The 3,010-nt window shown below is 43.9% G+C and carries 2 protein-coding genes; both read right to left on the bottom strand.

The window, feature by feature from the left end:
- Positions 1-1,919 (bottom strand): collagenase (locus B9J87_RS01710; protein WP_094149250.1); only part of this gene is annotated, 1,919 nt, incomplete at its 3' end.
- A 187-nt stretch (positions 1,920-2,106) separates the two neighbouring features.
- Positions 2,107-2,868, bottom strand: coding sequence for a class II glutamine amidotransferase (locus B9J87_RS01705; protein ID WP_094149249.1), 762 nt, complete (start codon positions 2,866-2,868; stop codon positions 2,107-2,109).
- Between the last annotated feature and the right edge of the window lie 142 nt (positions 2,869-3,010).

Here is a 3,010-nt window from a genome sequence, read left to right as displayed (position 1 = left end):
TTTTCATAACTTAAATAAAGATCGGCGTCACCATCACCGCTAATATTAATCGACAATTCACTGATATTATCTGGAACATCAATATAATAGAGTTGTTCACTGTACTGCTCACCCGACAAGGTAACACTCTGCCCTAACGCTAAATGATTCATCGTGTCTTCTGGTTGAATTGGCGGCACAGTCGGATCTTCTGGATTACCACTGTCCGTTGTCAAAGTGTCTAACCAAGTTGAAAATTCGCTGTCTAGGCTTTTGCCGATCCGTTTCACTTGCTCAGCCCATGCTTTGAAATCACCACTACGTGATAGTGCTAGCAGTTGACCCACTTCATTGGGATGGTTTTCCAGCATAAAACGAACCGCTAAATAGCCCCAGCGATAAATTTGATTGGTGTCATTTTGATAAGTAGTGGCTAGCACTTGCGTGAGGCTCAGTTTTTTCTCAGCAATTAAGTCTACCGCCGCTTGGTAGCCTTTTTTATAGTGCATGTATTCAGCGAAGCCTTCCAACCACCACACGATATGGCCTTCACTTAAATTGAGAGAAAATGAACCGTATTGATTGTAGCGTCCGTCCAAATAATGCACATATTCATGCTCTAAATTGAGAATAGACAACGCCTCATCCTGCGCATATCGGTAAGCGACAAAGCGCGCTGTGTTGTTGGCATCAGCCGGGTTGCCTTCAAGGTATTGCCCGCCGTTGTTAGTGGTATTGCCAAACAAGAAGTTGGAATAACTGACATAACTTTCGTTGCTATCAAATACCACCACTTCCACTTGTTGATTGAGATCATCGGCCACGGGCGTGAAACCCGTGTTGGCAACAGTATGGAAATCCGCTTCTTTCTCATTCAAAATGCCACACGCTTGCTCTGCTTGCTGAGGTGTTAAGCCTTGCGAGCGGATAATAGCAGGCCCATCACATTGATGGCGATTTGGCATGATACGCTGTTCAAGTTGCTGCTTAGCTTGCGTTAAATTAAGCGCTTCCAATGTCTCTGGCGCGTAGTAAGAAAGCATTTCAACCGCAGCAATCCAGAGTTTATCGCTACGTCCACCCAGCGGGTAACGTTCCAATACTTTTTCTAAAATCGCAATGACTCGAGTTTTGGTGTTTGGGTAAGGGCTAACCAGTAAGCGCCCCGTTTCACGCACCGCATTGTACAAAATGAAATCGGCATCGGTTCCTAACGCCCAATCATGCTCAGTGGCAAAACGGTACAGTGTCTCCAAATATTCTGGATGGGCTTCAATGTCTTGATAAAAATCATCACGCGAAGCATGGCCGCTCATGGATCGAAATAAGTTATTTAAACCATCAACAAACTGCACATCTTGCGCCGTTTGTGGGTTAAAGGCGTCCAATAGCACGATGAAATTCGCCATCGTTGAAGGTAGGCGTTTCACGTTATCGACCATTAACGTTAAGCTCGACATGGCCGCCACTTGTTCACGACCTAAGCTCAAACTGTAAGGCGATAACATAAACTGGTTAATCGTATCCGCAATCGTATTACTCAATTGGTCCGAATAATCACCAAAATCTTGTTTTACACCATAGCGCACATAATACGCGGCACGGATAAACTCCCCCAAATTAGCAATAGATTTGGCTTGCGCTTCTGTTCCTTGATATTGCGAAACCTCTAACGCCAGCGCTCGGTTAATGCTGTCTATACTATTTTCACTGTATAGACCCAAGATGGCTTTACTATCGGTATAAAACCACGAGTTATAACAGGCTGGTTGTGCATTTTTAATCGCTAAAATGGGCTCTTGTGCTTGGGTGATATCATTAAACTGGCAGGCATCTAATGCATAAGAAAAAGACGGTAATCCTGCTAACGATAATGCCAATAGCAAAGCATTAGGTTTGGGACAAGGGGAATGAATAGATGGAACAGGAGCAATAAGCATAGTAACGACTCTCTATAGATCATAGAAATGAATGAGTCGCGATTTATATCAGAATCACATCAACAAAATGAAACTTGATGCACAGAAACCAGGATCTTACTTCAAAAAAGAATTGCTCTCATGAGAGAGCAATCGATTAACCAATAGATCTTATATATCAATACATTACTAATTTTTCCACCACTAACTAAGTGATCGGATACACAGTACATTGAGTGCCAATCACATGAGTAATGGTTTGCGGCTCAATCATTTGCCAACCACTTTCACTATCAAGGGGTTCTGACGCAACCACCATATTATCGCCTTCGCTTTTACTAAACACGGTCGGCGGATTACCATCAGAGCTATAACGCACTAACCAAAAATCTTGCCCATCAGAGATACAAATCGAAGCTTTAAAAGGTGTGACTATCTGTTTCTCCGCCAAAGCCTGCGCAATTTGACCAATCGTGGTCGTAATGGCTTGTACTGGCTGACTGCGTAACCCATTACTCATCATCAATAAAAAAATCAATTCACTATCCGTTGTCCCAACACGCTTGATGTATAGCGATTCTGGTAGCTGCCGTTCTAAGGCGAATTTCACTTTTTCAAACTCACCAATTTGCCCGTTATGTAAAAACATCCAGTGATCCAAAATAAACGGATGACAGTTAGAACGGGAAACCTGCGTTCCGGTGGACGAACGCACATGCGCCATAAAACGGTGAGAACGAATATGATGCGTTAAGGATCGCAGGTTTTCATCTCCCCAAGCGGGTAAGACTTCATGAAACTGCCCGGGTGTAGTGCGTTCGGTATACCAACCCAGCCCAAACCCATCAGCGTTGACACGGGTGACCGCTTTACGCGCTTCTAAACTTTGGTGCACGAGAGAGTGTTCCGGTTGATAAACCAGTTGATCGAGGTAGATAGGAGTTCCTTGGTAGGCGAGCCAGCGGCACATAATGCAAACATTCCAAAATAATCAGTCACTGATTTCAATAAAGCACGTTTGCTCAATGGCTGCAAGGTGTCCAGGCAACGATACCTTTGCCACTTGGCTCATCAACGCCACAAGTTAATGACTCTTAAATGCAGGCTTAAAT

This window comes from Vibrio sp. V19_P1S1T109, assembly GCF_002241375.1.
In the GTDB taxonomy this organism is placed as follows: domain Bacteria; phylum Pseudomonadota; class Gammaproteobacteria; order Enterobacterales; family Vibrionaceae; genus Vibrio; species Vibrio anguillarum.
Note: the sequence above shows the minus strand (reverse complement) of the source record. Positions and strands in the feature narration are given on the sequence as shown.

What these genes read in the sequence shown, in the direction of transcription:
- B9J87_RS01705 (WP_094149249.1), bottom strand. Translation starts at nt 2,868, where the DNA reads ATGTGCCGCTGGCTCGCCTACCAAGGAACTCCTATCTACCTCGATCAA.